Origin of the sequence: Photobacterium rosenbergii (genome assembly GCF_033022775.1) — a bacterium.
Lineage (GTDB): Bacteria > Pseudomonadota > Gammaproteobacteria > Enterobacterales > Vibrionaceae > Photobacterium > Photobacterium rosenbergii_A.
Genome location: NZ_JAWJZI010000002.1, coordinates 700,039 through 723,876 on the forward strand (window position 1 = coordinate 700,039; position 23,838 = coordinate 723,876).

At 45.4% G+C, this 23,838-nt stretch carries 29 protein-coding genes and 1 pseudogene; 10 read left to right on the top strand and 20 right to left on the bottom strand.

The window, feature by feature from the left end:
* Nucleotides 1-123 precede the first annotated feature (123 nt).
* A complete protein-coding gene (locus R2X38_RS07365; RefSeq protein WP_317521698.1) occupies nt 124-1,425 on the top strand; it encodes an ISNCY family transposase in 1,302 nt (433 codons plus the stop codon).
* 3 nt (nt 1,426-1,428) lie between these two features.
* Here the strand turns inward: R2X38_RS07365 and R2X38_RS07370 are convergent, their stop codons facing one another.
* Nucleotides 1,429-1,734, bottom strand: a complete 306-nt coding sequence (locus R2X38_RS07370) for a hypothetical protein (protein WP_317521536.1) — start codon at nt 1,732-1,734, stop codon at nt 1,429-1,431.
* 470 nt (nt 1,735-2,204) lie between these two features.
* On the opposite strand from R2X38_RS07370, the gene R2X38_RS07375 reads away from it, so the two are divergent.
* Both R2X38_RS07375 and R2X38_RS07380 read left to right on the top strand, forming a co-directional pair.
* Nucleotides 2,205-2,672, top strand: coding sequence for a phage protein (locus tag R2X38_RS07375; protein ID WP_317521558.1), 468 nt, complete (start codon nt 2,205-2,207; stop codon nt 2,670-2,672).
* A gap of 119 nt (nt 2,673-2,791) precedes the next feature.
* On the top strand, nt 2,792-3,487 hold the full coding sequence (locus R2X38_RS07380; RefSeq protein WP_317521559.1) for a hypothetical protein: 696 nt from the start codon (nt 2,792-2,794) through the stop codon (nt 3,485-3,487).
* Between the two features lie 154 nt (nt 3,488-3,641).
* Here R2X38_RS07380 and R2X38_RS07385 read toward each other — a convergent pair whose 3' ends face one another.
* The 9 genes and pseudogenes from R2X38_RS07385 to R2X38_RS07425 all read right to left on the bottom strand — a co-directional run.
* Nucleotides 3,642-4,505: a hypothetical protein gene (locus R2X38_RS07385; protein WP_317521560.1), complete on the bottom strand. Its 864-nt coding sequence runs from the start codon at nt 4,503-4,505 to the stop codon at nt 3,642-3,644.
* A gap of 21 nt (nt 4,506-4,526) precedes the next feature.
* Nucleotides 4,527-4,685: a hypothetical protein gene (locus tag R2X38_RS07390; protein ID WP_317521561.1), complete on the bottom strand. Its 159-nt coding sequence runs from the start codon at nt 4,683-4,685 to the stop codon at nt 4,527-4,529.
* Nucleotides 4,686-4,694: 9 nt separating this feature from the next.
* Nucleotides 4,695-4,892, bottom strand: coding sequence for a hypothetical protein (locus R2X38_RS07395; RefSeq protein WP_317521562.1), 198 nt, complete (start codon nt 4,890-4,892; stop codon nt 4,695-4,697).
* Nucleotides 4,892-5,086 (bottom strand): hypothetical protein, encoded by a 195-nt coding sequence (locus tag R2X38_RS07400; RefSeq protein ID WP_317521564.1) that lies wholly within the window; start codon nt 5,084-5,086, stop codon nt 4,892-4,894. Before R2X38_RS07400 ends, R2X38_RS07395 begins: the two co-directional genes overlap by 1 nt.
* Nucleotides 5,083-5,235, bottom strand: coding sequence for a hypothetical protein (locus tag R2X38_RS07405; protein WP_317521565.1), 153 nt, complete (start codon nt 5,233-5,235; stop codon nt 5,083-5,085). The genes R2X38_RS07400 and R2X38_RS07405 overlap by 4 nt, the downstream gene beginning before the upstream one ends.
* Nucleotides 5,235-5,510 (bottom strand): hypothetical protein, encoded by a 276-nt coding sequence (locus R2X38_RS07410; protein WP_317521566.1) that lies wholly within the window; start codon nt 5,508-5,510, stop codon nt 5,235-5,237. Before R2X38_RS07410 ends, R2X38_RS07405 begins: the two co-directional genes overlap by 1 nt.
* Nucleotides 5,511-5,519: 9 nt before the next feature.
* The gene (locus R2X38_RS07415; RefSeq protein ID WP_317521567.1) at nt 5,520-6,353 is read right to left on the bottom strand and encodes a major capsid protein P2; all 834 of its coding nucleotides are present in this window, start codon (nt 6,351-6,353) and stop codon (nt 5,520-5,522) included.
* Between the two features lie 329 nt (nt 6,354-6,682).
* Nucleotides 6,683-7,366 (bottom strand): hypothetical protein, encoded by a 684-nt coding sequence (locus tag R2X38_RS07420; protein WP_317521568.1) that lies wholly within the window; start codon nt 7,364-7,366, stop codon nt 6,683-6,685.
* A 198-nt stretch (nt 7,367-7,564) separates the two neighbouring features.
* Nucleotides 7,565-8,041: pseudogene (locus R2X38_RS07425) on the bottom strand (ATP-binding protein); the annotation flags it as partial.
* A gap of 65 nt (nt 8,042-8,106) precedes the next feature.
* On the opposite strand from R2X38_RS07425, the gene R2X38_RS07430 reads away from it, so the two are divergent.
* The 4 genes from R2X38_RS07430 (at nt 8,107) to R2X38_RS07445 (ending at nt 10,834) form a co-directional block, all read left to right on the top strand.
* Nucleotides 8,107-8,769: a hypothetical protein gene (locus R2X38_RS07430; RefSeq protein ID WP_317521569.1), complete on the top strand. Its 663-nt coding sequence runs from the start codon at nt 8,107-8,109 to the stop codon at nt 8,767-8,769.
* Nucleotides 8,770-8,914: 145 nt separating this feature from the next.
* Nucleotides 8,915-9,691: a transcriptional regulator gene (locus R2X38_RS07435; protein ID WP_317521570.1), complete on the top strand. Its 777-nt coding sequence runs from the start codon at nt 8,915-8,917 to the stop codon at nt 9,689-9,691.
* A 4-nt stretch (nt 9,692-9,695) separates the two neighbouring features.
* Nucleotides 9,696-10,130 (top strand): hypothetical protein, encoded by a 435-nt coding sequence (locus tag R2X38_RS07440; protein ID WP_317521571.1) that lies wholly within the window; start codon nt 9,696-9,698, stop codon nt 10,128-10,130.
* Between the two features lie 320 nt (nt 10,131-10,450).
* Complete coding sequence (locus tag R2X38_RS07445; protein WP_317521572.1) at nt 10,451-10,834, top strand: response regulator; 384 nt, start codon at nt 10,451-10,453, stop codon at nt 10,832-10,834.
* 13 nt (nt 10,835-10,847) lie between these two features.
* Here the strand turns inward: R2X38_RS07445 and R2X38_RS07450 are convergent, their stop codons facing one another.
* Nucleotides 10,848-11,573, bottom strand: coding sequence for a PilZ domain-containing protein (locus tag R2X38_RS07450; RefSeq protein WP_317521573.1), 726 nt, complete (start codon nt 11,571-11,573; stop codon nt 10,848-10,850).
* 262 nt (nt 11,574-11,835) lie between these two features.
* Here R2X38_RS07450 and R2X38_RS07455 point away from each other — a divergent pair, with 262 nt between their 5' ends.
* Nucleotides 11,836-12,090, top strand: a complete 255-nt coding sequence (locus R2X38_RS07455; protein WP_317521574.1) for a hypothetical protein — start codon at nt 11,836-11,838, stop codon at nt 12,088-12,090.
* Nucleotides 12,091-12,106: 16 nt separating this feature from the next.
* Here the strand turns inward: R2X38_RS07455 and R2X38_RS07460 are convergent, their stop codons facing one another.
* The 4 genes from R2X38_RS07460 to matP all read right to left on the bottom strand — a co-directional run bounded on the left by R2X38_RS07460 (nt 12,107) and on the right by matP (nt 14,119).
* Nucleotides 12,107-12,595: a PaaI family thioesterase gene (locus tag R2X38_RS07460; protein WP_317521575.1), complete on the bottom strand. Its 489-nt coding sequence runs from the start codon at nt 12,593-12,595 to the stop codon at nt 12,107-12,109.
* Nucleotides 12,596-12,676: 81 nt separating this feature from the next.
* A complete protein-coding gene (locus tag R2X38_RS07465) occupies nt 12,677-13,069 on the bottom strand; it encodes a DNA-binding protein (RefSeq protein ID WP_317521576.1) in 393 nt (130 codons plus the stop codon).
* Between the two features lie 82 nt (nt 13,070-13,151).
* On the bottom strand, nt 13,152-13,466 hold the full coding sequence (locus R2X38_RS07470) for a DUF3634 family protein (protein WP_411184791.1): 315 nt from the start codon (nt 13,464-13,466) through the stop codon (nt 13,152-13,154).
* 200 nt (nt 13,467-13,666) lie between these two features.
* Nucleotides 13,667-14,119, bottom strand: coding sequence for a macrodomain Ter protein MatP (matP, locus tag R2X38_RS07475; RefSeq protein ID WP_317521579.1), 453 nt, complete (start codon nt 14,117-14,119; stop codon nt 13,667-13,669).
* 220 nt (nt 14,120-14,339) lie between these two features.
* Between matP and R2X38_RS07480 the strand changes: the two genes are divergently transcribed.
* Together R2X38_RS07480 and fabA are read left to right on the top strand one after the other, a co-directional pair.
* Entirely contained in the window at nt 14,340-16,028 is a 1,689-nt protein-coding gene (locus R2X38_RS07480; protein WP_317521581.1) for a Lon protease family protein, read from the top strand.
* A 68-nt stretch (nt 16,029-16,096) separates the two neighbouring features.
* Complete coding sequence (fabA, locus tag R2X38_RS07485; RefSeq protein ID WP_107298177.1) at nt 16,097-16,612, top strand: 3-hydroxyacyl-[acyl-carrier-protein] dehydratase FabA; 516 nt, start codon at nt 16,097-16,099, stop codon at nt 16,610-16,612.
* Nucleotides 16,613-16,888: 276 nt separating this feature from the next.
* Here the strand turns inward: fabA and rmf are convergent, their stop codons facing one another.
* The 5 genes from rmf to rlmKL form a co-directional block, all read right to left on the bottom strand.
* Nucleotides 16,889-17,062: a ribosome modulation factor gene (rmf, locus tag R2X38_RS07490; protein WP_082008520.1), complete on the bottom strand. Its 174-nt coding sequence runs from the start codon at nt 17,060-17,062 to the stop codon at nt 16,889-16,891.
* A gap of 170 nt (nt 17,063-17,232) precedes the next feature.
* Nucleotides 17,233-19,278 carry a DUF3466 family protein gene (locus tag R2X38_RS07495; RefSeq protein ID WP_317521583.1) on the bottom strand — a complete coding sequence of 682 codons (2,046 nt, stop codon included), beginning with the start codon at nt 19,276-19,278 and terminating at the stop codon, nt 17,233-17,235.
* Entirely contained in the window at nt 19,278-21,200 is a 1,923-nt protein-coding gene (locus R2X38_RS07500; RefSeq protein ID WP_317521584.1) for an ABC transporter ATP-binding protein, read from the bottom strand. Before R2X38_RS07500 ends, R2X38_RS07495 begins: the two co-directional genes overlap by 1 nt.
* A complete protein-coding gene (locus tag R2X38_RS07505; RefSeq protein WP_317521585.1) occupies nt 21,187-21,444 on the bottom strand; it encodes a glutaredoxin family protein in 258 nt (85 codons plus the stop codon). Before R2X38_RS07505 ends, R2X38_RS07500 begins: the two co-directional genes overlap by 14 nt.
* Nucleotides 21,445-23,583, bottom strand: coding sequence for a bifunctional 23S rRNA (guanine(2069)-N(7))-methyltransferase RlmK/23S rRNA (guanine(2445)-N(2))-methyltransferase RlmL (rlmKL, locus tag R2X38_RS07510; RefSeq protein WP_317521586.1), 2,139 nt, complete (start codon nt 23,581-23,583; stop codon nt 21,445-21,447).
* Between the last annotated feature and the right edge of the window lie 255 nt (nt 23,584-23,838).

A 23,838-nucleotide genomic window follows, 5' to 3' on the forward strand; every position in this document is an offset into this window, starting at 1 on the left:
AATGCGCACTGATTGTGTAGAGGCAAAGTTGTAATGTCACTTTTAAGCAAAGTTCAGATGTCTCCTTGAGCTAGTCTTTTTTGACTGAGCAGCAGCCAAGGAATACTCAGGATGTTGATAACTATGAGTGACAAAGAAATTGATCGAGCAGATGTGATCCGCGATGTCTGTGAACGACGCCTTCGGCGTAAAGACGCTGCGACCCTTCTATCGTTAACTGAGCGCCAAGTACAGCGACTGATGAACCAATTTCGACAATCAGGTATTGAGGGTTTGGTTTCAAAGCGTCGCGGTAAGCCCAGTAATAATCGCTGTCCTGATAAGTTTAAACTCTACGTACTTAACCTTATTCAGCAATATTATGCCGACTTTGGCCCCACGTTGGCTACTGAAAAACTTCACGAAGATCATGGTGTCGACGTTTCTAGAGAGACTGTGCGTCGCTGGATGATAAGTTGTGGCCTTTGGATTCCTCATGCCCAGCGTAAACCTCGAGTCTATCAGCCCCGTCAGCGTCGAGATTGCCTTGGTGAACTGATCCAAATTGATGGCTCCCATCATGATTGGTTTGAAGGTCGCAGCCCAAAGTGCTGCTTGTTGGTCTTTATTGATGATGCTACTGGACGACTGATGCACTTGCGCTTCGGTGATACAGAATCCACATTTGATTATCTTGCTGCTACTCGTGAATACATCGAGAAGCATGGTCGACCATTGGCTTTCTACAGTGACCGACACTCTATATTCCATGTCAGTAAGCGTGATGCTCACACCAACCGAATAACCCAATATGGGCGTGCGTTGCAAGATCTGAATATTGAGCTAATTTGCGCCAACTCTAGCCAGGCTAAAGGCCGTGTTGAACGCGCCAACCAAACACTCCAAGACAGACTGATAAAAGCCATGCGACTTGAATACGTCAATACGATTGAACAGGCCAACACTTGGCTCCCCTGCTTCATTGATGACTTTAACCGACGATTTGCTAAGCCTGCACGATTTCCAAAGAACATGCATCGTCCATTTGTAGGCGATGTGTTTGATATGGATGACACATTTGCTTGGCATGATACGCGGGTGCTGTCAAAGTCGCTGACCTTCCAATATGACAAGGTACTCTATTTGGTTGAGCCAACCGAAGAGAACAGTCGTTTAGCTGGAGAAGCAGTGAAAATTCTGGATTACCCTGATGGTCGCATTGCTGTCATGTATGGCGAACGAGCACTAGAATGCAGAATATTTGATAAGCTGGCCGAAGTGGATCAAGGCCAAATTGTAGAGAACAAGCGGCTTGGTGCAGTCTTGTCATTTGCTCAGAAAAAACAGGATGAAATGGATCGCGCAGACCAACGCTCCAGAAGTAAAAGTATGCCGAAGCGTCGGGCGCAATTACGTGCTATTGGTCGCAATCCAGCATTAGATTAGATGCTAAAGCACTTGGGATATGCTTTTCTGCAAGTCGTCAATCAATAGATTGACGACATTTTCTTGGTCGATATCCAGCCAAGCAGTTGTAAACCTTTGGTTGCCTACGTCAATGCATAAACATTGAGCAAACAACTCCTCAGACATCCTATCAGGTGTTGTTTTGTTCCATTTTTCTGGAGAAACTCTTGCGCGCAAACTTCTTCCATGCAGTTCGAGAATTATCTCACAGCTATCGTTGTGATTCTTAGCCTGTGTAACGAATTCTAATAATTTATCTTTATCGATATCGCTTAGATCAATTGCCATTATTCAGCCTCTACTGGTAGTTGATAAACACTCCTAATAACTGTAAATATTTTTTGTCATAAGAGTAATCAAAAGTAGGTACTATGAATTGAGAACTCTTAAATACTCCATTTGTCAAACACAGACAATTGCCCACAAGCAAGCCACAAAGTGACATTTCTACTTTGCAGAGAAAGGTGACATTTCAACTTAGGATTGACAAAAAGGGTTTAATTTTAACAAACACAAGCCTGGTTTGGGTCAGCTTGGAAACCTATCAATTTGGAGCGTTAAAATGTCTTGGAAACAGTTAGTTATATCTAAACGCGCACCTTTTTATCTCTCACACAATCACTTAGCGTCTTGTGCCTGCAAACGTTTGGTTAAGTCCGATATTTTGTTGTTGGCTACGTTTATCGGTGCTGCCTATTAAACCGCGTTTGATTAATCGAAAAGAACTTTCAATAAACGATAATTTTGCGAGGCACATCATGCTGCATGAATCCTTCGTCAAGCTGTTCTGGCGCCATTTCGACAACATCGCTGACGCTTCTGCGTGGTTTCACGTCCGTCCCATTACCGTCAAGCGTTGGTTATCCGGCCAAATCGACGTTAACCCCATGGCCGAAAAACTCCTGATAATCCGAGCCCGTGGCTATCTGCCCGATGATACCCGCTGGCGTGGTTTTCGGGTTGATGATGATCGCTGCATCATCATTACTCCCGAGGGTCGCCAATTCAGCCCCAAAGAACTCGACTCTTGGGCACTTCGTTTTGATGAGTACCATGCGTTAAAGCGGCTCTATGAATTGGATTATGTGCCCGCCCGTTCCAACGTGGTTACCCAGCTGCCATTTCGTGGCGGCCGAAGGCTCAAACAACCAATGCACGAAACTGTCAGCAAAGACAAAAAGAAAAAGTACCGGAGTATTCAAACCAAGCACGCAGCTAAGAAGTAAGCTCCCTAGCCTTTACGGTTTAATCCGTTAACTGACTCTAAACTCATAAGTTATTTCGTTTCCAAGCTGTGCATCATTTGCATACTTGGAACCTCAATTACACGTTCAAGGATGATCCGATGAAAAAAATACTTGTAATGTTGCTTACTGTCTTAATCACGGCTTGCGGCGGCGGTTCTGGTTCTTCTGGTGAAGCAAATACTGCAGGTACAGAATCAAGTACAAAATTTGATGGCCTATTTCAATCTGGTGAAGCTGTCATGCTGGTTGATAAAGCTAATGCAGGAAAAGTACTTATCTCAGATGGCACGGCCATTTTGTACTTCGACAATATCTATACGCTTGCCAATGAGCTGAGATTAACTGGTGTTGCCGCTATTGCTGATGGTTTCTACTTTCACGAACCCAGTCAAATCGTCAGCATTTACTACGAAGCTGATATTGCTACAGTTTCAACAACAATCAACGGCGAACCGTTTGTTTACTCGTTCGAACGACAAACCGATAAACTTGAATCGCTGGATAGCCTTGTGGGTACATTTACTGATCCTATGACTGGCGAATCTTGGTCACTGGATAGCGCTGCGAACCTAACAATCAACGCTGATTGCACTCTATCAGGCAAGTTGATCAGTAAAGTGTCGTTCTATCATACGGTCGATGTTGATGCTTCGGGGTGTTCTGACTCTGGCTTTGATGGAAGTTATGGAGGTATGGCGTTTAATGTAACCGTGGACAGCACCAAATACTTAGCAGGTTTCATCTATAACGATGACAAAGAAGCCTATATGTGGGGCTCTGTTCCGCTGAACTAATCTAGGCATTCTAATGCCTTAATTTCTATGAAAAAGCCCGCATTTGCGGGCTTTGTTTATCCACGTTGTTGTTTATTTGGATCCTCATTGTTCCTTACGTAACGTGTCCTCGGGCGTTGAGGTCGCTGGGGTTCTTGCTTCTGAGGTTTCTGGCTCATTTATTTTCCTTTGTTTTACCAGGTTCATGGTTTTCTTTGACATACCTTGTTGGTGGCCTTTCCGGTTTTACTGGTGCTACCTTTGGCTTATTATCACTCATGAGCTCGACTCCTTTTAACTTCTCATTCAGTGCATCATACTCATTCTTTAGCTCACTTAAACTATTCTCAAGAACTGCAATAGAGTTCGATAAATCTTGGCTCTTTAATACCAAAGATAAACCATAATTGATATTTGTTAGCTGTGCATTTAACGACTTATTTTCAATCAATGTTTCTTTACGTGGTGAAGAAACATCCAAGTCTGCTGCAATATATATCAATGCTGAAATAGAAAATGGTGCTAAGGAAAATAGTATATACCTTATTGCTTTATGAATTCTTTGGCTTCTTTCTTCATTAATAGCGATATTATGAGATGCGCACTTTTTATACTCATCGTACAAATAATAGAACACCTCTTGCTCAACATCCTCCAAATGCTCTTTTGCCCCTTCTTCTCCATAAAACTCAATGCAATCAGCATTGAATTTTTCTAGATCGATTAGGTAATTCTCTGTTTGCTCTGGTGTTGGCGGCTCAGCAAAAGTGTTGCCCCAGAATGCTCTTACTAAGTGATATATGGCAAATGATAATATGGTGATAGACAAAAAAAAGAAGAGTGAAAAACAAACAATAAGTAGCAAATCTGACGTATAGTCAAGCATCCTTATCATATAAGTAGACGCACTAAGACCAACAAAAATCATAGCTAAGGTTACTTGCACCCTGTTAGCTAATTTTTCCTTTGTTTCTTGTTCATTAAAGTACATTTTTTCATATACTTTGAATAGGTCTTTTCTTACTGCTATGTCATTCATCTTTTTTGCACTGCCTAGTCACTAGGATTTAGCCCTTTCTTCAACCTTATTGATTCTACTTTCATGTAATTCAAGGGTTTTCTTTATCCACACTATATCAGTTTTCAGTGCCACACCTGTACCAAATGCTGAAAAAAAGCCTGTTGCTGCTGCGACAATGACCGTTTGGTAAACATCCATCTTAGCCCCCTAACCTTTTTCACGGCGAACCGTATCGAACAGGCCGATAAGCATGGCGGCAACCATCGGAATTGTGCCGCCTTCCAGCTGCTCTTTCATTTCTCGATATTCCTGCTCGGGACTCTCGGCTTCATCAAACGCCGCCCCCAAGCGGCGAACATGATGTAAATAGTCGGGATGCTCAGGGCTAATAAAACAAAACTGCATTACTTCCCCCTCAGCACAAACCACAGCAAGCCAACAGCGACCGCCGCCATTGCCCAAGCAGGCAAGCTACTTGAGTCAAAGGACACCGAACCGCCACGGAAATTGATTTCTTCATTGCCGCCTACCGAGCTCGGCCCCGCCCCCGCATTAATCGGCATGCTGCCGGAATTGGTTAGACCGGGAATATTCATCATGCTTTCTTCCCCATCACAATGTCATAGAGCCACAGCCCCATGATCACCGCCGCCAAGATGCACACGGTGCGCCCGACTTTTTCCCCGGTAAATAACCCGGAGATATAGCCGATGGTGCCCGTCAGTAGCGGCCAAAATAGAAACGGCATCATTTCCCCCTTAGCAGCAAGACCAAAGCCAGTGCTGCAACGCCGCCACCCATCAACATTAAGGCCGTGTTACTGACTCCCGAGGTGTAAATCGGCTGCCCAGTGGGTTGCTGGGCTGGCTCCTTGTGCTGTGGCGTGCGGTTTTCTTCCGGTGCTGCCGAGGCTACTTTTTCAGCCTCGTTATCAAACCAAGAATTTAACCAGGCTTCGCCACCATCGCTGGCGGTATCCCAAATCCCACCCAGTGTTTCTCCTACTGAATCGAGTAGACTCATCGCGCCCCCTTAGCCTTTGGATGGCAATGCGTTCACCTGTTCGACGGCTTCAACGATCACCGGCACACTGCCCACGGCGGATTTATCCAACTCGAAAGCCAGCTGGCTGCGGGCGGCGGTGTTCAACATGCCGTCAGAACCAAAGCCATAGCGGATGAAATCGAGGCTGAACCAATCAGGGTTCTGCTCTTTCTTGGCCTGCGCCAAGTCGTAGGCGTTATCTTCTTTGGTGACGTTCATTTCTTCGAAGCTGTCACGCAAAACGCGAACGCGTTCAACCGAGTCATCAAGGAAATGAATGCGCTTGAGGTTCAGGGCCGGACTACGCTCGGAGAAATCAAACGGCGTGCGGCCTGTTGCCGAGGCAAACCAAGTCAGCTCATAAATGCGCGGCATGTAGTAACGCACCGATTGTGCAGGCAGCACATGGGCACGGGCGCGGATACTTGGCGGTGTGGTTCCGGCAGGTTTTGATTTGAGGGTGATATACACGAACCAGATTTCGCCAGCTAAAGTGACAAGGTCGGTTTGGCGTACACCAATCTTGGTGCGCAGCGTGGCATCACCAAATGAAATGACATAGCGCCCGTCTTGGGCGTAGTTCTTGCGGTGGGCTTGCAGCTTGACCAGCGTGTCGCCCGTCACATTGATTTTGGCCGAACCGTTCAACGACACTTCAACACGTTCAATGTCTTTCGGGTCGGTAATGTCCGTGACCAGTTCAATGCTGTGATACGTTGGGCCGGATACCAGACGCAGCGACGCACGGTTGCCCCAACCTACACCCTCGACTGGGTCTAGCTCTTTGGGGCGTGGTGCGAATGGGGTTTGCACTAATTCCATAATGCCCCCTTAACCGATCGCGTCTTCAACGGCATCAACGTTGTTCGATGCCCAGACAACCGCGCCAGCGACAAAAAGCGCGATCACCCCGGTGATCACATAGCCCTTAGTTTTTGCACTCATGATGTTTGCTCTCTGTTGGTTAACAAAAGTTCCCCATCAGGAAAGCAAGTGATTTGGTTTTAAGGCAAGCACAAAAAAGCCCGCTAAGGCTATAGGCTAGCGGGCTTTAAAATATGTGATTAGTTTTAAATGAATGATTTGTTAAGTGGCGTGTAATTAGCTCTGAGAGTCCGCCTTAAACGCTTGAAATGATTGAAATGCTTCAATCAACGCATACCAAACTTGTTAATATCGAACTGTTGAGCAAAAGCAATACCATGCCGTACCGGGCAAATACCGTCACGATGTGCACGCTTTAATGGCTCGTGATCCATCATATCTATTAGGCTCAACCCATTTTCATCCTGAACTAAACCACTTCCCTCAACTGAGCATGCATTGGAAACAAACGCTCGATACCATTCGTCCCACGTATATGTGGATTCATCGAGGTGCTTCAAGATAGCGTCCAGCTCATGATTATCAGGACTAGAATGTGCAGCTTCCATAATTGGTGTTACAGCGTTCATTGCTAACTCAATTACAACACGGTCAGTTTCGCTCATGTTATACAAGCGACCGTTTACTTCAATTTCATCCATGATGTTTCCAAACATCATAAGACAAACATTTTGAAAATCAGAAGAACTTTCTGAATTTGAATTTCCAGATGACACTATCGCAACAGCTACTGTAAAAGAGGCTATAGAGAGTTTATGTGGTCTAGTACCAAATCTACCGCCTAGTAAATCTGGTTTTACTTCCCATGCTTGTTGAACCATTTTATTCGCTATGTCTTTAATTGATAGCGATGTCTGAAACACACCTGTATCAACATGCGTCTGGAGTAGATTCTCAACAATTACAGCAGCTTCAGCTTTCTTGAAATTATCTTTTATAGCCTTAAACATATATATTTTTACTTATAAATCAATCAAATTTATATGGAGCTAATATTGTTCGCTCTATATTTCATAGCTATGCAATTCATTGTGGGTTTAAGCTAACAGCTGTATATATTGAGTTATTCAACACATTATCTCTACAAACCACATAGGAAAGAACATAAATTTCAATATAGGAGGAGAATAATGAACCTAACCTGAATGTCACCATCGAATTTCTCCAAGCACCCACTCTTTCCCATCCTGTAATACATACTCCAGCTTCTCTAGGTCAATAATCACACTCGCCGGTATCCCCGTCTTCTGCTGCAAGTACCGCGCACTATCGTCGGCCTTTTGCATCATGACACAGGCGAACTGACAGTTATCGATGATGGTTTTCAAGACTTCCTGACCACGCTGGAACATATTGATGGAGTGAAGGCCAAACTTGCGCCCTAGCCTCAATATTTTTCCGTGGTAGCCCGTAGCTTTGCCTGCGGTGTTGGTATGTTCGGCTACTTCTTCGCAGATCACCTTTAGTGGTTTCTTGTGCTTGCCGTTCCCCATGCCCCACACCACCATGCAGAACTTATCAAAATCGTCCTCGGTGGTTTCATGCTTTGGATAGTACGCAATCTTGAAACCCTGGTTGGTTTTACGCCCGGCAATCAAGGCTGCGGCAAAGGCTTTCAACATTGAAGGTTCCTGGCGTCGAATTTTACCCAGCGCTGTATGAAGTGATCAGAAACTAAAAGGAAATTAGTATGAAACGACTGAAGTTTGCTCCACTTGCCCTTGTATTAGCAATGACGGCCACGCAAGCACATAGCGCAGCCTATGGCGTTAGCCTAGAGTGGAAAACAGATGATGCTTTAACCGTTTTCGAAGGGATGAATGCCCAACGTAGTGAGTTCTCTAAACTGGTTGAACAAGGCGTTATTCATGATCTGTTCGTTCGCCACTCTACCGTGGACGGTAAACAGTTCCCAATTATCAATTTTGTGATGGAAGCCGACTCGGCCGATCAAGTTTTGAAGCGTCTTGAGCCTCTTCCTTTCTTCAAAGATGATGTGGTCAAGATCGCGGATATTCGAGATATAGGCACAAAGTGGTTGGACAAAGAAATGGTCCATAACACTTACTCCTTAGAACTTACCTGGCTAGAGCCACAGCAAAACCTACTTGTTGATCAGATCCTTGGCAAAGATCTACAAAAGGTCGTTAACTGGAATGCACAAGGTGTGGTCACCTCCGCCTACCTCAGCATCCAAGAGTTTAACAACAACATGAAACAACCCACCTACTCTATTGCTGTTCAGGCTCGGGATGAAGGACACGTCCAAGAAATGGCCAAAGAGCTGGAAGCAATCAAGACAGAAAGCGCCTCGTATAGCATCATGTACCTTGGTTATAAGTTAAACATTTAACCGTTCAACGGCCGAACTTTACTCTAAGTTCGGCCACGCAAACCTTTACTTACTGACAAGCTAGATCTTTACCCTTCACAACATTGTTTTGAGCTATGCGTTCCCCTAAAATCCCCAGCTCAAAGTGGTGAATATGAGGAAAATTATGCGTGACATGACAACACCGGTTTTACTTGGGGATTTTAAAATAGACCCTGTAACTCAAGTGCTGATCCGCACCACTGACAATCAAAGTGTAAAACTTTCCCGATCTGAGTCTTTAATCATTTGCATGCTGGCAGAACAACCCAATGTTGCTGTTAGCCGTGATGCCTTACTAGAAGATTGCTGGACTGGCAAAGTTGTTACCAATAGCTCTTTAACCGTTGCCATCAAACATATTCGCTCGGCTTTTTCAGAACTCGGCGTAGACGATGTTATTGTTACAGAGCCAAAGAAAGGCTACCTCATTCGACTTTCATCTGTTGAAGAGTTGAATTTAGAAAACAGCACTGACATCGATACTGTTGGTACACCACCAGCAATAGAAAAAAACCTAACCGCATTCCACAGCGGCAATGCTGAAGCACCTTCGCGCTCAAGAAATATGGCAGCAAAAGCCGCGCTCTTCTCCCACCTAACAAAACTATCTAGGCGTTACCTCGTAACTGCTTTTACATTTGCCCTTACGGTTATCACGCTTTCACAGATGGCTCTTTTTGTAGAAAGCACAACTATAGATAAACACCGCGTTCTTTATGATGGTCAAACAATGCCACCAGCGGTTGTTCGTGCAATTCAAGCGAGTCCTGAGCCAACATCTAAAATGATTGCCTATCCCCTAGGTGGAATGTGTGATGACTACCAACTGATTACCATTGATAAGAAAGCAGGGTTTATCGATATCACTTCTCAAATTGAACAAGGTGGTTGCCGTGGGTAATTTCATGTCTAAAGTCGCATTGGGCGTATTTCTTGGACTGATAGTGACCATCAGTGTCGGTGTGTATTCGGCTTTAACAACCAAAGGTCGATATGTATTTGAGTCCACTTATCCAGGCGTAGGCCATGAGCGCCTTTCCACTGTATTCACCCACGGTCGAATCAAAATGCAATTCTTGGGTTATAACGCATCTGATAAGATCACCATTTCCAAGCAGTTCTACGGGCTATTCCTGCGTTATGGTTCCCATTATTTGGTCATTGCCAAAGAGCAAGATACGGCCGATAACAGGCAATCTCTTACCGCACGTAGCTTTTACATTATCGAATCTGCAGATAAAGCCGCTTTCATTTCCGATCAGCGTGGCATGTATATCACTAAAGATAATCGCCCTCTCTACCTAAATAGCGTGTTACTAGGAAAGCCACTCGCGAGCTGATTGAGCGCTCATTTAGCATGTCTAATAATTACACCAGGCTGTACCCATAAAGTACGGCCTTTTTTCTACTTATTACTGATATCCTATAAAACCTTATTTTTTATACTGATATGATTGAGTGTATTTTAAGCAATTAAGAAATTATAGTGCGTTAGAATAAGAAGGATAAAGATAGGGATCACATATTGATTTATACTTAACCAAGTTGATCGTTAATTTTCCCTATCATACTATATAAGAAAGCACATTTTAGTTAGTTAGATACACAAGTGCTTTTGTTGTACTTAGCAAGATCACGATGAGTTTAAGGAAAAACCGGTATGAATAAGTTTCTCATCATTGAAGATAATAAGATGATGGCTAAGATCCTAGCCGAGCTGCTAAGAAAAAGCGTTCCAGTCCAGAAATTGCATTATGCTCCTACCGCACAGCAAGCTTATAACACGTTACTGAAGAATACCGTCGATTGTATCTTCCTAGATTTGAATCTGTGCAAGCCTTTAGACGGGATCGAGGTATTGCAATACATCAGGACTCAATACCCTTCTATGCCGGTGGTGATTGTAACCGGTGATAGTGAAATTGATACTGTTAAACGAGTTATCTCTCACAACCCCAATGACTATCTGGTTAAACCGCTTTCTATGCAGAAAATTCAGCGTTGTCTTGAAAAGCTGGGAATATTCCAGCCAAGTGATTCTTAAGCTAGTGAATTTGTCATTGCTTGAACGATAGCTTTGAGCCATCAAACATCAGCTTATTCATCAGATCTCTCACTGCATGCTGACCTGATTCGTCAAAATCAATACCAAGCTGCTTGTTCACCCCTAACTGCTGATGATTACAGACTTTTCCTGTTAAGGGATAAATAACGTCCGTTCGCGGATGTACCACTTCAACCGTCACAGCATTATTGATCTCGATAGTCGGCCCATTCGCTTCAATAAAGAAACTACAACCGGAAGTCGACAAATCTTTCAGAACAACTTTTAGTGTACGAGAAGGCAGTACAATTTTACCTTCTAGATTCACAGAATACCGTGGCTCTTTTCTAAGCTGAACGACATCAATCTGCGGCGGTATATCAACAACCAGTAGTGGAACTGGCTCAGTAATAATATGACTGATTTGAGTTCGGACATTCACCAAAGCCCCTTCGCCTTTTTCAGAAACCGCTTTAATGGTCATCCGGTAGCCAAGCTGGAAAAACTGCTCTCTCTCTACCTTGTTCACCTTGGGCTGTTCAATAAACAGCTTATCTCTACCATTGGTACCAATAAACACTGAACTCACTTGATACAGCCGCCCGATCGGTGTTTTTACGCTGAGTGTAACTTCACTGCCGTGAGTAATTTCCATCAATCCAGGTAACGAAGGTTTTGACTGCTCTCGTGTACGGCTCTCCATCGCTCGCCGTTTGATCTGGCTTAGTTGTTGACTCACTCTTATTCCTTACAGCCATTCACTCTCTTTATAAGTGAATTCTAATCTTTGTCGAACAATGACTACAATAGTTAGTAGAAGCAAATTATCGTTAATTAGCATCAAATTGATGTCTACATGCCAATTTAAAGAAAAAGGCATTGGTAATCTGATTGCAAAATTCATTTTCATCAAATATATCACCCGCAGTGAAAGCCATCAAAATTATTGACAGGAATATTAGTTGATACATAATGCTATCTTTTATGGCGTTTTTCTACACATGGCAATTACAATAAGAGATATCGACCAGCACTATTACATGATCGAAGAGTTGAAGTCGATTACTGAGAGCAACGTCACAACAAAGGCCTTAATAAAAGGCGGCTATATGGCCGTTGATCTTGGCAAGCAATTAGAGCAAGAAAAGGAAAAAAGAATTAAGGCCGAGCAAGCATTGAGTGAGCTGCAAGAAAAAATCCAACATTACCTGTCTAGTCACCAAGCCTTGGTGGATATTGCCGCGTCAAAAAAGTAGTCATTGAAATAACCTATTAGCCCCCATCAGCCATCCACTGCTCTGGAACCCTAACAGCCGTTAGCTTAGCTTTAACGGCTGTTTTATTATTGGCAATCACTACACATTCCAGAACTGTATTACGCTCATCAACATCAACCACACGCGCTTTTAATACAATCTCTGCATTCATCGACACAGGACGAAGATACTCCAGTGAAAAACGCGCTGTCGCATACCATATCGCTTCCCCTTCTGCTATCTCCCTCCCTGCACGCCGATAGGCATCAGCCATTGCTGTACAAATACAATGGCAATCAATCACGGTGGCAATAATGCCCCCATTGAGGAAATGGGTAGGCGCAGCACAGTGATGTGCTTGAGGGGAAAAGTGACACACTGCCATGTCATCCTCAGCCCAAAAACTCTGAATATGCAGGCCATGCGGATTTTCCCCGCCACAACCAAAACAATGATTGCCCTTTATTTGAGCCTGAAACGACAAACCAGCTGTATTGTTCCCCATAGCATTTCCGCCTATTTACTTATATCTCTTATAGATACAAGTATATACGGCCTAAAGGAAAGCCATGGATAAGCCTTCTTTCTATTTAACCACCAGCTCTGTAAACCCGGTAGTGTCGTCTTGCTCACGGGAGAATGACAAATTGGTATATTCGGCCAAGCAAACCTCTGCGGTAAAGGAAACGATTGAGCCATCTTGGAGATGTCCGCCATAAACACGGCCTGTTTTATCCGCGACAGAAATGTGCAAATGCACATGATCTGGAGTCAAAGTCCCACTGAGTGTCAAAATTTCTAGCGGTCCTGCAAGTTCCAGGCTTTCAGACTCATTGGCAAGCCGTATAGACGCATGAGAGAGGCAACCGACACAACTTAACAGTGACCCTGCTTTAATGTCTTTTTGCTTCACATAGGCCAAAATAGTCTGCTTCAAATCGGTGCCAAGTGTTAATCGAAATGCATGAGGTGTAAGCATTTGGGTTACCTTTATCTATCTGTACAAAAAAGCTCCCCGTTTTGGAGAGCTTTCATAAAGTCAATGATGGCTATTTGCGGTGTTAAGCACGTCTTCCGCGCTTCTTAGAGCCACCACTATAAGGGAATACATTGTGGATGCGCTGTTTAACTTTGGAAGGCACTGACTTTGAGAACACCAGCTTAGTGGTAAAACGGTTCTTGTAGACTTTGATCCTGCCAGAGAATGGCTGCTTATGCGCAATATCTTTACAGCCCGCCAAAAAGCCATTGGGTATCTGACCTTTCTGCTGGGTGAGCTTTCCATCTTCGAAAGTCAGCACCATGATCGGACGATCCTTAAACACAAAGACAAATACAATAACGGCAAGGGCAATCACATATAGCACGAATTCCATGCATAGCTCCTTTATAAGTTCCTTTTCTCACCCAGCTCTACAAAAATGCGTTTTAAAAGTGTTTAGTAGAACTAACTGTATTCAAAAGCGACACTAACAATGAATTAGCTGGACACCTAAGTCCTATTTTACAACATGTTAGCGACTCCCGCCTGAGCTAAGTTAACAACTCTGGGAATGAGACCAATACCGACTAAGTTTTATTCAAAGTCCAAAAGCTCATGGAGATCGTGCTTCAAGTCCAACACCGCCTTACTCGCGACCTCGGTCTTGTTCGATTCACTCAACAAGTACTCAATAGTGTCAGACAAGGTGGAATCCAACTCTTTGGACTTTTCTGCCAACTTCTCCCACACACGGTAGTCGAGATCGATGGATTTCTTACGGGTATGGACTTGCTCGGCATTGAAGTGACGCTTACGCTTGGCACGAATGGCCTGTTTGAGTTTTTTATCAAGATCCGGTGACATATGTTTATCAATCCACTTGAGTACCTTCGTTGGCTCATGCTCGATTGATAACAGATCATCTACAGCTGCTTTTGCTTCACTGGTATCGATGTAACCGGTGATCGCTTCACCTTCTTTCCATTTCTTTACTAGATAATTCCATTTCCATCCGGCTTCAAGGTTTTCAAGCTGCTGATATTTCATAGTCGTCAGAGATTCTCGATAAGTCTAAACTTAAGTGGTGACAGTGTAACTGCTAGGCTTCTAAAGCTCAATTCCATTTTGAACTTTAAGCGTTTGTTTTTAAGTCGATCTCAACTGAACTGCAAATGAAGTCAATAACATTACACACTAAGCTATTATGCGGCCATTGATTCATTTATACTGCTGACTTTTTCACACTAACGAAATAAAGCACACGCCCATGCATGAACAAAACTGGCGCTCGATGACTCCAGACTACTCTCAGTACCAAGCCATCCTTGAACAGTATGATGATCTCCTTCCCGCAAAAACCGGAACCCTACAAGATCGTCTATCAGATGCTGTGCGCCGGTTTACTGCAGTTGAACTACAACCTCGAGTGTTGCGCATTACCGCACCGGATAACAAGGTGTACCGTGATTATGTCATTGAGCTGATTTCACAACAAGCCGAAGCCAACAATGAATCACCGGTTATTGTTGCTGGCGAAAATGTGACAGAGCAAAGTCTGTTTGGTGCTGTTTATCCTCCCGTTGAAGAAAACAACATTAACAAGCAACAAGTAAAGCACGGGCTGGTTCACCAAGCTCACAACGGCTATCTGGTGCTTTCTGTCGGCGCTATTCTCGCTAACCCGAGCTTATGGCCACGCCTTAAGAGTATTTTGATGAACGGAACGCTGGAGTGGCAAGCGGCTTCAAACAAGAGCCTGTACCCTTTGCCACCAGCCGAGAAATTGAATATCAAGTTGGTACTGATCGGCGATCGTTACCTAATGGCAGAGCTTGAAAACGCCGAGCCGGACATCTCTTCTGGCTTTACCATGTATGGTGAGTTCGAGCAGGACTTGGTGATCAACGAAGATAACCTTCCTCTATACCTTACCTACCTAAAAGCCATTATCAATAAAGCCCAACTACCAGAGCTTGCTGATACCCAAGCCCTTGAAATGGTACTAAAGACGGGTGCGCGTTACGCTGAGGATCAAACCCGGGTACCGCTTTGCCCTATCTGGCACCAGAGCCTATTATGTGAGGCGGCCCTTGAATCCCAGGGGAACAAGATCTCCGCCCAGCACCTGAAAGACTCTATTGCAGCCCGTGAGTACCGTGAGTCTTACCTGCCCGAGCGTGCGATTGAAGATATCCACCATGGCCAGGTGGTAATTAACTGCCAAGGCGAAGAAGTCGGCCAGGTCAATGGTCTGACTGTGGTTGAAGTACCGGGTCACCCTCGTGCCTATGGAGAGCCAGCGCGTATTTCGTGTGTAGTCCACTTCGGTGATGGTGATATCTCGGACGTTGAGCGCAAAGCAGAGCTAGGCGGCAATATCCACGCCAAAGGCATGATGATCATGCAAGCTTTCCTGAGTACCGCCTTGGATTTGGATCAGCCACTGCCATTCTCGGCCTCTATCGTGTTTGAACAATCGTATTCTGAAGTCGATGGCGACAGTGCTTCTTTGGCCGAACTATGCTCTCTGGTTTCAGCTCTTTCTATGCAGCCGATTAACCAACAAGTGGCCGTTACAGGTGCCGTCGACCAATTTGGCCGTGTGCAGGCTGTGGGCGGCATTAACGAGAAAATCGAAGGCTTCTACAAGGTGTGTGCATTCCGTGGTCTGACAGGCAACCAAGGTGTCATATTACCGAAAACAAACTTAACTAACCTATGTCTCAATGACGACGTATTAGATGCGATTAAAGCCGGTAAATTCCACTTGTGGACAGCTGAAAGTGTTGATGACGCACTGCCTCTACTCACCGGCCAAGCATTCCGCAGTGATGATGAAGATGCAGAGACCTTGTTAGCGAAAATCGCTGAGCGAATTGATATCTTCCATAACGGTGAAATAGTTAAGCATGTCGGCTTGTTAACGCGACTTCGCCACTGGTTGGTCCAGAACTGATCCGAGTTGTCTGGCGTACATGTGTAAGCTAAATTGCCTCCATACTTTTTAAGGAGTTTGAAAGTCTGATGAAACGCCAGCAATCTTATAATTACGACGAACTAGTTGCATGTGGTAAAGGCGAACTTTACGGCCCTGCTTTCCCTTCCTTGCCATCTGACAACATGCTGATGATTGACCGTATTGTAGAAATCACCGATGAAGGTGGTGAACACGGTAAAGGTTTCATCCATGCTGAATTGGATATCCGCCCTGATCTATGGTTCTTCGATTGTCACTTTAAAGGTGACCCTGTAATGCCTGGCTGCCTTGGCCTTGATGCAATGTGGCAGCTAGTAGGCTTCTTCCTGGGTTGGGCCGGTGGCGAAGGTAAAGGCCGCGCTCTGGGTGTAGGTGAAGTGAAATTTACTGGCCAGATCTTGCCTGAAGCGAAGAAAGTCACGTATGAAATCCAGCTTAAGCGTGTTATCAACCGCAAGCTAATCATGGGTGTTGCCGATGGCCGTGTATTGGTCGACGGTAAAGAGATTTACGTTGCTAAAGATTTGAAAGTAGGTCTATTCAAAGATACATCATCTTTCTAATCACACTCATTTCTGAGTAACTAAGGTCGCCCCTGGCGGCCTTTTTCGGATCTGGCTAGTGGCTAGTGGCTAGTGGCTAGTGGCTAGTGGCTAGTGGCTAGTGGCATTATGCTCTGCTGATGCAAACACGCAATCTTATGCCATCAATATCTCAATGAGTTGCAAACCTAGCACGTGTTGGCCTCTCGCCCATAGCCTGTAGCCCAAGGCCTCTGAAATAGAAAGAGCCCCTGTTCCTAAGAGGGGCTCAATAAGGGAGATATGAAGGGAGGTTTATTATTTAAACAGGCCAGATTGCAGATCTTCTCTTGCTTCTCGCCAGCCACCTAGCCAGTTCGTACGGGCCTCTGTCGATTGGTACGGACAGTCTTCACTGGAACGACCATTTATGCCAGCCTTATAGCCTTGAGATTGTGCGCGTTCCAGACGATCCCGCTTTTGTCTCTTCATAAGTTCGATCCTCATCCTTATCGTTTACATTCATTACTATTGCATAATGATGGAGCTATTGTGTCTCCACTATTAAGAATTAGCTAAACAGAAGCGGAGATCAACTCCCAAAATAAAACAGGCTCACAAATTGTGAGCCTGAGTGTAATTTGACCAATTTTGACAAAAAATTACTTTCTTCGACGGAACCCTAGGAAGCCAAGGAAAGCCATTGCCAACCAACCTAGTGATGCCCCCTGACGTTCTACGCTGCTTTCAGCGGTAGGACGAGACTGAATAGATGCATCATCACCAGCAACGGGGATCAGCTTAACAGCAACAATGCGCTCCACACCAGGCTCACCACCCTGACAGAACGATTCTTTCGTCAGATCATCGTAGCCACCGTCACACTTGTAAGCCGTAGCAGAAATAACACCGGCATCGTTAATGTCTGAAGCATCAAAGATACGGTACATATTAGCTTTTCCATCAACATTGCCGTCATTGGTCAAGTCATCGAGGAAATAGACATCGCCCTGCTTCAGCGCTGCTGACTCTGGGATCTCACCCATTGCATAGGTGAAGGCACGCTGGCGACGGAATCGACCATTTACCTGGTTCACAGACTCAGCATCTAGGCGACCTACAACCTGGTTGTTGTTATTAATCGCCGCTGGATAGCCGTTGGAACCCGTGAAGAACAATGACGAAATAGAGGTATCCAAAAATTGCGCATCCGAACCAGTATTATTGTCATAGACAAACATACGCTCGGCATAAGAACGGTTTTCAGCACGGATGTTCTTAGCAACACCAATTACCTTGTTATTGGCGTTAATATCTGTCGCAAGTGTATACGTCAGTACTCGGTCACCGCTTCTTTCAAGTTCTAGACCTGGGATCAGTTTACGTTCAAACGGCGTGTCACCGTTGATATCCCCCGTTAGCTCCCATACTGATGCACGCATTGCATAGTAATCGTTGTCATAACGGTCTGTGGTATAGCCAACAACAACGGGTTGGTTGTTAACTAACTCAATCGCGCGGGCACTAGCTTGGAAAGAACGATCTTTTTCATCAGGATCTAGCGTATTTAAATCATTTTCAGCAAGCAACTTGGCTGCGACATTACCTGATGAACCACCGTCCAGTGACCAAAACACACCGTCATTGGCAAACACAGAGAGCTGACACTCTTTCGTACCGTAGAAGTTGCTCAGACCAGTTGCATCACCCGACCCAAAAGTTGATGGGCAATTTCGGAAAGCCGAGTCAGAGAACACCGGATCATCCCTGTTGTAGTCCTCTGGTACTTTGTTATCTGAATCATCAAAGTTGCTTTGAGCATAAGATGCACTGCCGACAACTAATAATTGACCATCATACTCAACAGCATCCCAAGCCAAAGACTGGCCCGCTGTTTCGGTAAGCCCATCACCCGCTACCGGATCAAGACCCAACTTATTCGTGTCTAGATTTACGAAGCCACGTTTATTGAACTGACGAGCATTTCGCTCTCCATCAGTAAAGTAAGCACCACTGGAAATACCTAGCGTGTACTCCCCAAGACCGGAAGCGCCTTGGGCGTTGATCACACCGTTAGTGGTTTTGTGATCTACAATGTTACCCAACGCCGTACGAACGGTTTGATCATAACCATCTGCTGAATCGGCAAAGGTATCGACTTCTAGAAAAGATGATGCCCCACTGATTGCCGTCGCATTGGAGAAGAAGTCCTTGGTCCACGCTTCATGCTCACGCACCAAGCCACCAAAGCCGCTTCTATCGTTAATGTCAGAAGAGTTATAACCTTTACCGTAATATTGTGTGCGAGCCCAATCCTCACAGGTGTTAGGACCTAGATTACTATTACAGTAGCTTTCAAAACGTCTTACATCATTGATGCGCTGGACATTATCAAGGATAAACGCCACTTCATCACGATAGTTAACACCATCTGAACCAAAGCGGCTTTCGCCAAATACGGTGAACTCTTCATCACCACAACTATTTGCAAAGCAATTCTCACCCGCACCAGAAGCTGTAATACCCTGACCGTAGAACTCTATACGCTTACTAATTTCTGATTGATCTACCTCAGGGTAGTATTGCTGTGATGCAATACCTGTTGAGCTGCTATCGATTTCAACTACACGGTAAACCGCGGCATTAGCACCTGATGCACCGGCAACCAATACGGCCAGTGCAGACAGTTTTAAAGTCTTATGTTGCATTAAGCTTCCTTCTGCATTGCTTCAAGCTCTTCCCAGCGTTCAAATGCTTGCTCAAACTCGGCTTCTGCTTCCGCCAAACGATTCAGCGTGCCTTGAGTGTCATTTTTCACGTCCTGGAAGAAAGCAGGATCGTTAATCAGTTCCTGCAGTTGCGCAATTTCGTTTTCCAGTTCTTCAATTCGTAGCGGCAGGTCTTCCAATTCCTTTTGCAACTTATAAGAGAGCTTCTTACCAGTTTTAGGACGGGCAGCCTGACGCTGCTTGTTCTCTTCTTTCTTTTTCGCCGCTTCAATTTGAGCAGCCTGCTCTTTCGCAATTTGGCTTAGCGAATTAGCGCGTTGTTCCTGAGCATCATGGTAGCCGCCAACATATTCGTCAATGACACCGTTTCCTTCGAAAATCCAGCTTGTTGTGACTGTATTATCAACAAACTGACGGTCGTGGCTTACCAACAACAAAGTACCCTGATAGTTGGCAAGAATTTCTTCCAAAAGTTCCAATGTTTCGATATCTAAATCGTTAGTTGGTTCATCAAGCACCAATAAATTATTAGGCTTTAGGAAAAGTTTCGCCAACAACAGACGGTTTTTCTCACCGCCCGATAGCGCTTTCACCGGTGTACGGGCGCGACGTGGGTGGAAAAGGAAGTCCTGCAGATAACCCAGAGCATGGCGCGTACGGCCATTGACCGTCACTTCCTGCTTGCCATCGGCAAGGTTGTCCATCACGGTCTTTTCAGGATCCAGCACTTCACGGTACTGATCAAAATAGGCAACTTCTATCTTGGTGCCACAATGGAAGTGACCCTGTGACTTCAAGTCCCCCAGCATGATCTTAAGCAAGGTACTCTTACCGCAGCCGTTAGGGCCGATAAGCGCAATACGGTCACCGCGCATGACATTGAAACTGAAATCTTTGATGATTGGCTTATCGCCGTAACTGTAGCTGATGTTCTCAGCTTCAAAAACGATTTTGCCCGAACGCTGAGCTTCCTGAAGCTGCATGTCGGCTTTGCCCAACACTTCACGGCGCTCACTGCGTTCACGACGCAATTGCTTCAGCGCCCTTACACGGCCTTCGTTACGGGTACGACGTGCTTTAATGCCCTGTCGGATCCAAACTTCTTCCTGAGCAAGCTTTTTATCGAATTCAGCATTCTGCTCGGCTTCTACACGCAGCAGTTCTTCTTTCTCTTCAAGATATTTATCGTAATCCCCAGGGAATGAAACCAGCTGGCCGCGATCAAGATCGACAATACGGGTTGCCATCGAGCGAATAAATGCACGGTCGTGCGAGATAAATACGATGGCACCGCGGTACTCTTTCAGGAAACCTTCAAGCCACTCGATGGTTGACACGTCAAGGTGGTTGGTTGGCTCATCGAGAAGCAAGATATCAGGGTCACAAACCAGAGCACGTGCCAAAGCGGCTTTACGCTGCCAGCCACCTGACAAATCTTTCAGCAAAGTTTGCGGTTGAAGCTGCAGGTGTTCCAGTACCGAGGTGATCTTGTTGTCAAACTGCCAAGCATCGGCGTGATCGATCTTCTCTTGTGCACGATTCAATTTCGCAAAGTTTGAATCTGATGGATCAGTAGTGATCAAATCCAGCAGGCGGTGGTACTCTTTCAGTACCTGACCGATTTCAGCCAAACCTTCTGAAACGAAATCAAACACGGTTCCTTCTGCATCACGCGGGGGATCCTGCTCAAGGCGCGAGACGCGTAATTCAGATTCGCGCTGGACACTTCCGTCATCGAGCAGTACATCACCGGCAATCACTTTCATCAAAGTGGACTTACCCGCACCATTTCGCCCTACCAAACAAACGCGCTCATTGGGCTGTAGAAGAAACTCTGCTTTATCCAGCAGTGCATGATCGCCGTACGCCAACTGGGCGTTACTGATATTAATTAATGCCATTGTTGTTTAACCATTGCGCCAGCTCGTCGGCATCAAAAGGCCAACCGAGCTCAGGGCTGTTTGAATCTGAATCAGGATTGAGAATAGCAAGCACAGGAATTGTGACGCCGTAACGAGAAAAGAGCGCATCATCAAAGGCGATATCCACCACCTGAACGCGCTCTTCGACACCGGCTTGTACGAGCAGGCTATACGCCTGCTCGCAAAGATGACACCCTTCTGTGCTATACAGAGTTATTAGCACTTAACCTTCCTTGTGGGTAATGATCCAGCAGTTATGAATCTGTTTGTTGCGACTAAAGTCCATTGGCAACGTTTTATCAGAAATGTTCTTCGCTTGTAAGCCAAGTGCTTCAAGTTTCTCGAAATCCATCTTGAAATGGCGCTTATTATTCGAGAAAACAATTTCACCATTCGGGCGAAGCATGCGTTTCAAGTTCTCAAGCAACATGATGTGATCACGCTGAACATCAAAACTCTGCTTCATACGCTTGGAGTTAGAGAACGTCGGAGGATCGATAAAGATAAGATCGAACTCACCATCGGCCTCTTGCAGCCATTGCAGACAGTCAGCCTGGACAAACTGATGCTGACGACCAACCTGGCCGTTCAATTCCATGTTTTCCTGTGCCCAACGTAAATAGGTATTAGACATATCAACGGTTGTCGTTGATTTCGCACCACCACACGCCGCATGACAGGTTGCAGAGCCCGTGTAAGCAAACAAGTTGAGGAAGTCTTTCCCTGCGGCCATCTGGCCTAGCAGACGGCGGGTAACTTTGTGATCAAGGAACAAACCGGTATCCAGGTAATCATATAGGTTAACCTTAAGATCAACACCGTACTCATTGACTACCATGTGACGCTCTGCACTAGATAGCTTCTGGTACTGACTCTTACCCTTCTGGCGCTCACGCACTTTTAGGATAACTTTATTGTTCTCAACACCGGTTACCTGAATGGTGGCACGCATGATATCCATTAAACGGCGGCGGGCGGTCTCTTCAGGCACAGACTTAGGTGCCGCGTATTCCTGAATAACCAGGTAATCTTTATATTTGTCGATAGCTGCGTTGTAGTTTGGCAAATCAGCATCGTACAAACGGTAGCACTCAAGGCCTTCTTTCTTGGCCCACTTGCTCAGCTTGGTAATGTTTTTCTTCAGTCGGTTCGCAAAATCAGGGGCAACTTCAGCTTCTTCAAGGCGGCCTTCAGCTTCACCTTCAACATGCTTAACGCCACCAGCGGTGATTAGGTAGGTTTTAAGCACACAATCAAGCGCACCGTTACGCAATTTAAACTGCTTGTCTGCACGCATACGCAAGCAGCTCAGCAATTCATTTGAAGAAGAATAGATAGACGCCGTCGAGCCGGCAAAGGCAAGCTTCAAACGGTTACCCAACTCACTGTATAGTGAAATCAATTCAGGCGTAGTACCCAGACGCTCACCATATGGAGGGTTACAAAGGATCACACCTTCAGAGAAACCTTCAGGGCACGTCAGCTGAGTCGCATCTCCGTATTCAAAATCAATCAGATCTTTTACACCTGCACGACCAGCATTGTCACGGGCAATACTCAGTACACGGCGATCCATTTCACGGCCGAAGAACTTAGTCGTTACATTACCTGGACCACGGCGTGCTTTGACTTTCGCTTCCGCATGAATTTCTAGCCAGCCTTCACGGTCAAAGTCTTTGATCGCTTCAAAACCCCAGCGCTTGCGCTTAATACCCGGTGCAATATCAGCAGCGATCAAAGCGGCCTCAATCAGCAAAGTACCAGAACCACACATTGGATCCAGGAGTGGTTTTTCAGGCGTCCAGCCAGATTTCATAACCAATGCTGCAGCATGAGTCTCACGAAGTGGTGCTTTACCCGACTCGCTACGGTAACCACGCTGGTGCAGGCCACTACCCGCCATATCAAGGCCCAGAACACCTTTCTCACCGGATAGGCGCATATGGATGCGAAGCTCTGGACGCTCACGGTCAATACTAGGGCGACGCAAATCCGCCTTGGTAAAGCGATCGACAATGGCGTCTTTCACTTTCATAGCGCCGTACTGGCTGTTGCGGATTTCACGGTTAGTACCATTGAAGTCAACAATGATACGAGTATCACTGCCAAAGTAGTTCGGCCAATTAATCGCAGCCGCACCTAAATACAGGTCCATGTCATCACGAACGTTAAATTCGCTCAGTACCAAAATGATTCGTGATGCGATACGCGTCCAAAGACAGCAGCGGTAAGCTGTGGCTTGCTCTGCTTTAAAACGCACGCCAGCATGGACAACCTGAACGCTCTCAGCGCCAAGTTGCTTAAGTTCTTCTGCAAGGAGGTTCTCAAGACCTCGTGAAGTGATAGCTAAATATTGATTCATGGAGTTCTTTTCACACTTATGTTGCGGTGAATTATAACTGAAAACCCCGTAAATACCTTGTCATAAAAGGCGCTAACTTGGCTATTTAGCTAAAAAAACAGCAATCAAATGCCACTAATGCCACATTCCTGTCTTAATCCACGCCTGAAAAATATTGTTTGACTCCAAACCCCTTAAATCAGCGTTTCCATAGATAAACAATAGCTCCCCTTATGATTGTCCACTCGTGTAAACAACTGATCACTTCTAGCCTAA

Bases quoted from the DNA above. Each gene is read 5' to 3' on its own strand.
- R2X38_RS07420 (WP_317521568.1), bottom strand. From the start codon at position 7,366: ATGTTTAAGGCTATAAAAGATAATTTCAAGAAAGCTGAAGCTGCTGTA.
- R2X38_RS07500 (WP_317521584.1), bottom strand. From the start codon at position 21,200: ATGGCATTAATTAATATCAGTAACGCCCAGTTGGCGTACGGCGATCAT.
- R2X38_RS07435 (WP_317521570.1), top strand. From the start codon at position 8,915: ATGCGTGACATGACAACACCGGTTTTACTTGGGGATTTTAAAATAGAC.
- rlmKL (WP_317521586.1), bottom strand. From the start codon at position 23,583: ATGAATCAATATTTAGCTATCACTTCACGAGGTCTTGAGAACCTCCTT.
- R2X38_RS07440 (WP_317521571.1), top strand. From the start codon at position 9,696: ATGTCTAAAGTCGCATTGGGCGTATTTCTTGGACTGATAGTGACCATC.
- R2X38_RS07410 (WP_317521566.1), bottom strand. From the start codon at position 5,510: ATGAGTCTACTCGATTCAGTAGGAGAAACACTGGGTGGGATTTGGGAT.
- R2X38_RS07495 (WP_317521583.1), bottom strand. From the start codon at position 19,278: ATGCAACATAAGACTTTAAAACTGTCTGCACTGGCCGTATTGGTTGCC.
- R2X38_RS07390 (WP_317521561.1), bottom strand. From the start codon at position 4,685: ATGGATGTTTACCAAACGGTCATTGTCGCAGCAGCAACAGGCTTTTTT.
- R2X38_RS07445 (WP_317521572.1), top strand. From the start codon at position 10,451: ATGAATAAGTTTCTCATCATTGAAGATAATAAGATGATGGCTAAGATC.
- R2X38_RS07405 (WP_317521565.1), bottom strand. From the start codon at position 5,235: ATGCCGTTTCTATTTTGGCCGCTACTGACGGGCACCATCGGCTATATC.
- R2X38_RS07455 (WP_317521574.1), top strand. From the start codon at position 11,836: ATGGCAATTACAATAAGAGATATCGACCAGCACTATTACATGATCGAA.
- R2X38_RS07400 (WP_317521564.1), bottom strand. From the start codon at position 5,086: ATGATGAATATTCCCGGTCTAACCAATTCCGGCAGCATGCCGATTAAT.
- matP (WP_317521579.1), bottom strand. From the start codon at position 14,119: ATGAAATATCAGCAGCTTGAAAACCTTGAAGCCGGATGGAAATGGAAT.
- R2X38_RS07460 (WP_317521575.1), bottom strand. From the start codon at position 12,595: ATGGGGAACAATACAGCTGGTTTGTCGTTTCAGGCTCAAATAAAGGGC.
- R2X38_RS07415 (WP_317521567.1), bottom strand. From the start codon at position 6,353: ATGGAATTAGTGCAAACCCCATTCGCACCACGCCCCAAAGAGCTAGAC.
- R2X38_RS07395 (WP_317521562.1), bottom strand. From the start codon at position 4,892: ATGCAGTTTTGTTTTATTAGCCCTGAGCATCCCGACTATTTACATCAT.
- R2X38_RS07380 (WP_317521559.1), top strand. From the start codon at position 2,792: ATGAAAAAAATACTTGTAATGTTGCTTACTGTCTTAATCACGGCTTGC.
- R2X38_RS07385 (WP_317521560.1), bottom strand. From the start codon at position 4,505: ATGAATGACATAGCAGTAAGAAAAGACCTATTCAAAGTATATGAAAAA.
- R2X38_RS07370 (WP_317521536.1), bottom strand. From the start codon at position 1,734: ATGGCAATTGATCTAAGCGATATCGATAAAGATAAATTATTAGAATTC.
- R2X38_RS07375 (WP_317521558.1), top strand. From the start codon at position 2,205: ATGCTGCATGAATCCTTCGTCAAGCTGTTCTGGCGCCATTTCGACAAC.
- fabA (WP_107298177.1), top strand. From the start codon at position 16,097: ATGAAACGCCAGCAATCTTATAATTACGACGAACTAGTTGCATGTGGT.
- rmf (WP_082008520.1), bottom strand. From the start codon at position 17,062: ATGAAGAGACAAAAGCGGGATCGTCTGGAACGCGCACAATCTCAAGGC.
- R2X38_RS07480 (WP_317521581.1), top strand. From the start codon at position 14,340: ATGCATGAACAAAACTGGCGCTCGATGACTCCAGACTACTCTCAGTAC.
- R2X38_RS07465 (WP_317521576.1), bottom strand. From the start codon at position 13,069: ATGCTTACACCTCATGCATTTCGATTAACACTTGGCACCGATTTGAAG.
- R2X38_RS07365 (WP_317521698.1), top strand. From the start codon at position 124: ATGAGTGACAAAGAAATTGATCGAGCAGATGTGATCCGCGATGTCTGT.
- R2X38_RS07430 (WP_317521569.1), top strand. From the start codon at position 8,107: ATGAAACGACTGAAGTTTGCTCCACTTGCCCTTGTATTAGCAATGACG.
- R2X38_RS07470 (WP_411184791.1), bottom strand. From the start codon at position 13,466: ATGGAATTCGTGCTATATGTGATTGCCCTTGCCGTTATTGTATTTGTC.